The sequence below is a fragment of the Candidatus Pelagibacter sp. genome, assembly GCF_052049815.1.
GTDB lineage: Bacteria > Pseudomonadota > Alphaproteobacteria > Pelagibacterales > Pelagibacteraceae > Pelagibacter.
The window spans coordinates 1-7,473 of sequence record NZ_JBNGZG010000043.1 but is presented as its reverse complement, the minus strand read 5'-3'; the positions used below and the strand labels follow the sequence as shown (position 1 = coordinate 7,473).

The 7,473-nt window shown below is 24.8% G+C and carries 7 protein-coding genes and 1 pseudogene; all 8 read left to right on the top strand.

Annotated elements, in window-relative coordinates; translation table 11 throughout:
- A partial coding sequence (locus ACTT9D_RS06330) for a 1-deoxy-D-xylulose-5-phosphate reductoisomerase (RefSeq protein ID WP_440930944.1) occupies nt 1–923 on the top strand: 923 nt, incomplete at its 5' end.
- Between the two features lie 57 nt (nt 924–980).
- A complete protein-coding gene (gene bamA, locus ACTT9D_RS06325) occupies nt 981–3,182 on the top strand; it encodes an outer membrane protein assembly factor BamA (protein WP_440930943.1) in 2,202 nt (733 codons plus the stop codon).
- The gene (locus tag ACTT9D_RS06320) at nt 3,182–3,703 is read left to right on the top strand and encodes an OmpH family outer membrane protein (protein WP_440930942.1); all 522 of its coding nucleotides are present in this window, start codon (nt 3,182–3,184) and stop codon (nt 3,701–3,703) included. Before bamA ends, ACTT9D_RS06320 begins: the two co-directional genes overlap by 1 nt.
- 4 nt (nt 3,704–3,707) lie before the next feature.
- Nucleotides 3,708–4,160, top strand: coding sequence for a 3-hydroxyacyl-ACP dehydratase FabZ (gene fabZ / locus ACTT9D_RS06315; RefSeq protein ID WP_440930941.1), 453 nt, complete (start codon nt 3,708–3,710; stop codon nt 4,158–4,160).
- A 53-nt stretch (nt 4,161–4,213) separates the two neighbouring features.
- On the top strand, nt 4,214–5,188 hold the full coding sequence (gene lpxD / locus ACTT9D_RS06310; RefSeq protein ID WP_440930940.1) for a UDP-3-O-(3-hydroxymyristoyl)glucosamine N-acyltransferase: 975 nt from the start codon (nt 4,214–4,216) through the stop codon (nt 5,186–5,188).
- Nucleotides 5,185–5,967: an acyl-ACP--UDP-N-acetylglucosamine O-acyltransferase gene (lpxA, locus tag ACTT9D_RS06305; RefSeq protein WP_440930939.1), complete on the top strand. Its 783-nt coding sequence runs from the start codon at nt 5,185–5,187 to the stop codon at nt 5,965–5,967. The genes lpxD and lpxA overlap by 4 nt, the downstream gene beginning before the upstream one ends.
- Complete coding sequence (locus tag ACTT9D_RS06300; RefSeq protein WP_440930938.1) at nt 5,967–6,758, top strand: LpxI family protein; 792 nt, start codon at nt 5,967–5,969, stop codon at nt 6,756–6,758. Before lpxA ends, ACTT9D_RS06300 begins: the two co-directional genes overlap by 1 nt.
- Nucleotides 6,755–7,473 (top strand): annotated as a pseudogene (locus ACTT9D_RS06295) (lipid-A-disaccharide synthase); the annotation flags it as partial. The gene ACTT9D_RS06300 and the pseudogene ACTT9D_RS06295, both read left to right, overlap by 4 nt.

Below are 7,473 nucleotides of genomic sequence, written 5' to 3'. Positions count from 1 at the left end.
TAATTGAATTTAAAAAAAAGAATAAAAGCACTTTTGATTACACAATGTGTTCAATAAGTGGTATCGATGGTTTAAAACCTACATTGGAAATAATAGACCGCACAAAAGAAATAGGAATAGCAAATAAAGAGTCAATCATATGTGCCTGGAATTTAATTCTTAACAAATTAAAAAAATATAAAACAAAATTTATACCAATAGATTCAGAACATTTTTCTATTTGGTCATTAATAAAAAATGATAGATTGGACAAAATTGAAAAAATTTATATAACAGCTTCTGGAGGACCATTTTTAAAATTTCCTTTAAAAAAATTTAATTATATTAATCCTAATCGAGCACTTAACCATCCAAACTGGAGCATGGGAAAAAAAATATCAATCGATTCAGCTACAATGATGAATAAAGTATTTGAGATTATTGAGGCAAAAAATTTATTTGATTTAAATTATAATAAAATCAAAGCAATTATTCATCCAGACTCTTATGTCCATGCAATAGTAAAATTTAACAATGGATTAGTTAAATTATTAATTCACGATACATCAATGACAATACCTATATTCAATTCAATTTATTTAAAAGATCAAAAAAAAATTTTCTCAAATCCAATTAATTTTAAAAAATTGAATAATTTAAATTTTCAGGAAATTAATTCAAAACGCTATCCAGTAATCAATGTATTAAAATATATTCCAAATAATATTTCTTTATTTGAAACAGTATTAATTGCTTCAAATGATGAGTTGGTAAGTTTATTTCTAAAGAAAAAAATCAAATTTAATGAAATTTCAAAAAAATTAATCCAAGTGTTAAATTTCAAAGAATTTATCAAATATAAAAAAATAAAACCAAAAAATATAAATGATATATTGAATTTAAACAATTATGTACGTTTAAAAATAAGATCTTTAAGTGTATAAGGGCTCATGTTTTTAAAATTTTTAAAATTAAAGTTAATTTTTTTTATACTTCTATTTTTGTCTTTTAAATCTGCATTCGCAGATAGATTAAATGAAATAAAGTTGATAGGTAACGAAAGAGTGAACCTAGAAACGGTTAAAATGTTTGCTAATATATCACTGGGAGATGAAATTAATGATGATAAGTTAAACAAAGTTTTAAAAGATTTATATGAAACAAATTTTTTTTCTGATGTTAAAATAAATTTTCAAAATTCAATTCTGACAATAACTTTAATTGAGAATCCAGTTGTTCAAAATTTGATATTTAAAGGAGTTAAAAATAAAACATTAAAAAAAGAATTACTGAGTGGGTTAAAAATTAAAGAAAAAAATCCATTTATTGAAAGTAATGTCAAAAATGATTTATCTTTTTTAAAAAATTCTCTGCAAGAAGTTGGTTATTATTTTTCAGATGTGGACATTAAAAAAAAACAAAATGATAATAATACTGTTGATTTAATTTATGATATTTCACTAGGAAAAAAAGCTTTCATTAAAGAGATTATTTTTATAGGAGACAAAAAATTTAAAAAAAGAAAATTACTGAATGTAATTACTTCAGAGGAAGATAAATTTTGGAAATTTTTAACTTCCAAAAGACTTTTGAATAGTCAAAGAATACAATTAGATAAGAGACTTTTATTAAATTTCTACAAAAATAAAGGTTACTATAATGTTAAAATCCTGAGTGAAAATGTTCAATATCAAGATGACCAGAATTTTAAATTAGTTTTTAATATTGATAGTGGAGATAAGTATTATTTTGATAATTTTACGATTAGTTTACCTGATGACTATGATGAAAAATATTTTGTTAAGTCTTTAAGCAAATTAAATTCTTACTCTGGTGAAAAATATTCCTTTAGAGTTTTAGAAAAAATGCTTAATGAAATTGAAACAATAGCATCAACTGAAAATTATGAATTTGTAAATGCTAAAATTGATGAAAAGATTAATGGTCAAAAAATAAATGTGAATATTATTTTAAGTGAGCCTGACATAAAAACTTATATTAAGAAAATAAATGTATTAGGAAACAATGTTACCATTGAAGATGTAGTTAGAAATGAATTAATTATTGATGAGGGAGATCCTTTCAATGATATCTTATTTCAAAAATCTTTGAGTAATATTAAAAGTTTAAATATTTTCAAATCTGTAGAAGCAAATGTAACTAACGATGAAGATGAAATACAAAAAATAATAGATATAAATGTTGAAGAAAAACCAACTGGTGAGATTTCACTAGGAGCCGGTATAGGCACATCTGGTGCTTCAACAATGTTTGGTATTCGAGAAAATAATTTTTTAGGCCAAGGTATTCAGCTAGACTCAAATTTAACATTGAGTGAAGAAACTATTAGAGGACAATTTTCATATACGAAGAATAATTATAAAAATTCAGATAGAGATTTAACTTTATCAGTCCAAAGTCTAGAAACTGATAGGTTAAAAAACTTTGGGTATAAAACAAATAAAACAGGATTCAGTATAGGAACAGGTTTTGAGCATTTGGAAGATTTATATATTAGACCATCATTTGAGACTGAATATGAGTCTATCACTACTTCTTCAACAGCATCTTCTTTGTTAAAGAAACAAGAAGGTAGTTATTTTGATATTAATGGCGCTTATAGCCTTAGTTATGATAAAAGAAATCAGTCTTACCAACCTAGTGATGGTTTTATATCCACTTTTTCACAATCAGTTCCTTTTAATGTAGGTGATAATCAAACTTTAATAAATGGTTATGAATTTACAACATATCACGAATATTTGGATGATCTTGTTGCTTCAATTTCAATTTTCGGTAAAGCTGCAAATTCTTTTGGTGATGAAAAAGTTCGTATTTCAGACAGACTATATCTACCTTCAAAAAAACTTAGAGGTTTTGAAGCAGGAAAAATTGGTCCATTAGATGGTAAAGATTACGTTGGTGGTAATTATATAGCATCTATGAATGCTGCAACTACATTACCTATTTTTGAGTCTCTTGAGACTATAGATTTCAATGTTTTTTACGATGCTGCTAATGTGTGGGGAGTTGATTACAATTCATCTATCAATGAATCAAATTCAATAAGAAGTTCAACAGGTGTAGGTGTTGATTGGTTTACACCTATTGGTCCATTAAGTTTTAGTTTGGCACATCCAATAACAAAGAAAAATTCTGACAAAACAGAGACTTTTAGATTTAATTTAGGAACTACATTTTAATGAAATTCTATTTCAAAATATTTTTAATATCTATTTGTTTTACTAGTATAGCTTCATCTAATGAAAAAAATACAATAAGATATATAGACTTAAATTATATAATAAATGAGTCGATTGCTGGAAAAAAAATTAAACAAAAATTAGAAAATGAAAACTCAAAGAAGATAGAGGAATTTAAGAAGATTGAAAATTCGTTATTAAAAAAAAAAAATGAAATTCTTTCGAAACAAAATATTTTAAGCAAAGAAGATTTTGAAAAAAATGTTATAGAACACCAAAATAAAGTTGCTGATTTACAAAGAAAAAAGAAAAAAAATTTTGATGAATTTAATAATAAAAAAATCAATTTAACTAATTTACTTTTGAAAGAAATTGATAAGATACTTTTAGATTATTCTAAAACTAATTCTATAGATATGATTTTAAAAAAAGAGTTTCTTATAATCTCAAACTCAAAATTAGATATCACAAAAGACATACTTGTATTAGTTGATAATGAGGTAAAACAAATCAAAGGATAAATTGATGCCGAATGACTCATTAAATAAGAAAGAAATTATAGAATTATTACCTCATAGAGAACCTATGTTATTAATTGATGAGTTAATAAATATCAAAAAACTTCATTCAGCTACTGCAATAATGAACGTAAAAAAAGATGGTTTTTATGTTCAAGGTCATTTTCCTGACAATCCAGTAATGCCAGGTGTATTAATTGTTGAAGCTTTTGGACAAGCTGCTGCAGCTTTGACTGCTGCTGGTATTGATAAAAAAGAATATGAAAATAAATTAGTTTTTCTTATGAGTGTCGAAAAAGCTAGATTTAGAAATCCAGTAATTCCAGATTGTAAACTTGAATTAAACATCGAAGCTATTCGTTCTCATGGTAGAGTCTGGAAATACAAAGGTGAAGCTTTTGTTGATGGAAAAAAAATGGCTGATGCCCAATGGTCTGCAACGATTGTAGACAGAAAATAATTAGTAATATTTCTTGATAAGACTATCTTTTGTTATTTGATAAATAAATATCAATGACAAATCCTTTTTTTGAAAATTATGGGCCTTTTAAGATTAATGAAATTTTAGAATTTATTTCATTAGAATCAATTGATGATAATTATGAAATTTATGATGTAAAAGATTTAGTTTCATCTACAGAAAAGGATCTAACTTTTTTTCATAATAAAAATTATGCTGAACTAGCCTCTAAAACAAAGGCATCTTATTGTGTAACTTTAAATAATTTAGTTTCTCACTTACCTTCTTCATGTAAACCAATAATTGTTGAAAATGTTTTACTTAGTATTGCTGAAATAACCAAAAAATTTTATCCATCATCAGTAACAGATGATTTTGATGACGAAGTTTTAGAAATTGAAAATACTAATTATAAAAAAAAAGTTAAATTTGGAAAAAATGTATATATTGGAAAAAATGTAAAGATAGGTGAAAATTGTAAGATAGGACATAATTCTATAATCGAAGGCAATGTAATCATTGGTGATAATTGCTCAATTGGTTCAAATGTAATTCTAAGAAATTCTTTGCTTAAAAATAATGTTAGTATTTTAGATGGGGCTATAATTGGAAAAAAAGGCTTTGGTTTTTTCCCCAATAAAGAAAATAACATAAGGTATCCACACATTGGAATCGTAATAATTGAAGATAATTGCGAAATAGGTTGTGGTGCAACGATAGATAGAGGATCTATGTCAAATACTATTATTGGAAAAAACACTTACATAGATAATCAAGTACATATTGCTCACAATAATAAAATTGGAAATAATTGTATTATTGCTGGTCAAGTTGGCTTTGCAGGAAGCTCCACATTAGGCGATAATGTTATGATTGGTGGTCAAGCTGGAATATCAGGTCATTTAAAAATTGGAAATAACGTTCATATTGGCGGTGGCAGTGGAGTATTAGATGATACTCCAGATAATACGAGAATTATGGGTTATCCAGCAACTAATTTAAGAAAATTTTTAAAAGAAAAAAAATGATACACCAAACAGCAATTATAGATTCAAAAGCAAAAATTGGAAATAATGTCGAAATTGGTCCTTATTGCGTGATTGGTCCTGAAGTACAAATATCTGATAATAATAAATTGTACTCTCACGTAAATATTTCTGGACATACTAAAATTGGGGAAAGTAATACTTTTTATCCATTTTGTTCAATTGGAAATAATCCTCAAGATTTAAAATATAATGGAGAAAAAACCGAATTAGTTATTGGAAAAAATAATAAAATTAGAGAATATGTTACCATACATCCAGGCACAACAGGTGGAGGAGGTAAAACAATTATTGGTGATAATTGTCTATTTATGATTTCTTCTCACATTGCCCATGATTGTATTATAGGAAATAATGTGATTTTAGCTAACAATGTGCCAATTGGAGGACATGCCGAAATTGGTGATCATGTAGTTATAGGTGGCAATTCAGCTGTGCAACAGTTTACAAGAATTGGAAAAATGGCAATGATTGGAGGAATGACTGGAGTGTTAAATGATGTAATTCCATATGGTTTATCTATTGGTAATAGAAACCATTTACAAGGTTTGAATTTAATTGGTTTAAGAAGGAAAAACATTTCTAATAAAGATATTCTTGAATTAAGTGAAGCTTATAAAGAGATATTTAAAACGGATAAACTTTCTGAAAATTTATCAAAACTTAATGGATCATTTCAAAATAATGAATTAGTTAAGGATGTAGTTAATTTTATAAATAAGGATAAAAAAAGACCAATTTGTTCACCATTTAGTAAATAATGTTAGGCTTAATATTTGGAGAGACTCAATTTCCAAAAGAAATTCTAAAAAAAATACAAAAACTAAAGATTAATTTTTTTATAATTGATCTTTCAACAAATAGAATTTTTAAAAAAGAAAAGAATGTAAATTATGTTTCTCTTGGTCAATTCGGAAAAATAATAGAAATCATCAAATCTTATAGGTGTAAAAAAATAATTTTTGCTGGAAAAGTAAAAAAACCTAATTTTTCCTCATTAAAATTAGATTTAAAAGGGGTTTATTATATTCCAAAAATAATTAAAGCAGCAAAAAAAGGCGATGCAGCAATATTAAAAGAAATTATTAAAATATTGTCTAAAGAAAAAATTAAAGTTTTAAAATCAAACTATTACAACCCTGAACTTACTTTAAAAAAAGGTATTTATACCAAAACAAAACCCATAAAAGAAAATCTAAGCTCAATTAAACATGGTGTTAAAATTTTAAATGAACAAAATTCTTTTGATCACATTCAAGGTCTAATAATTGATAAAAACAATAAATTTCATAAAGAGGGACGAGGTGGGACTAAGAAATTGATATACTCAATTAAAAAAAATAAAAATCTAGAAAATATTTTAATAAAGTTTCCTAAAAAAAAACAAGATCTAAGAATTGATCTGCCAACTATTGGAATTGATACACTAAAAGATTGTAAGAAATTTTTTATAAAAGGAATTATCTTAAAATCTAATGCTAATATTTTTATAGATAAAAAAAAATGTATTAATTTTGCAAATAAAAATAAAATTTTTATAAAAGTTATATGAAAAAAATATTTATACTAACAGGCGAAACTTCAGGAGACAAATTAGCCTCAAAGGTTATTTCAAAAATTAAAGAAAAATATAATGATATAGAATATCTTTCAGTAGGGGGAAGCTATTTAAACTCACTTGGCATAAGATCTATTTTTAATCTTAAAGAAATTACTTACATTGGTTTTACTAGTGTAATTTTAAACTTATTTAAAATTAAAAAAAAAATTGATTATACAGTAGATGAAATAACAAAATTTAATCCTGACATCTTATTTAGTGTTGATAGTCCTGATTTTACATTACGGGTTGCAGAAAGAATTAAAAAGATTAATCCTAAAATTAAAACAATACATTACGTAGCTCCACAAGTTTGGGTGTGGAGAGAAGGTAGAGTAAAGAAATTTAAAAACTTTTTAGATCATATATTACTCTTATTTAATTTTGAAAAAAAATATTTTGATAAAGAAAATATTAATAACACTTTTGTAGGTCATCCATTAGTTGAAAAACAAAATTTTCAAAAAACAGATATTTCAAATTTAATTGACACTAGTAAAAAAATTATTTCAGTTTTTCCTGGAAGTAGATTATCAGAATTAAAGTTATTATTACCGATATTAATAAAATCTATAAAATTATTATCGAATAAATTTAAAAATTTACAATTTATATTTCATTCAACTTTAGAAAAAAAAGATTTTATTAAAAATTTTATTTCCAAATA

Bases quoted from the DNA above. Each gene is read 5' to 3' on its own strand.
- lpxD (WP_440930940.1), top strand. From the start codon at position 4,214: ATGACAAATCCTTTTTTTGAAAATTATGGGCCTTTTAAGATTAATGAA.
- fabZ (WP_440930941.1), top strand. From the start codon at position 3,708: ATGCCGAATGACTCATTAAATAAGAAAGAAATTATAGAATTATTACCT.
- ACTT9D_RS06320 (WP_440930942.1), top strand. From the start codon at position 3,182: ATGAAATTCTATTTCAAAATATTTTTAATATCTATTTGTTTTACTAGT.
- ACTT9D_RS06300 (WP_440930938.1), top strand. From the start codon at position 5,967: ATGTTAGGCTTAATATTTGGAGAGACTCAATTTCCAAAAGAAATTCTA.
- lpxA (WP_440930939.1), top strand. From the start codon at position 5,185: ATGATACACCAAACAGCAATTATAGATTCAAAAGCAAAAATTGGAAAT.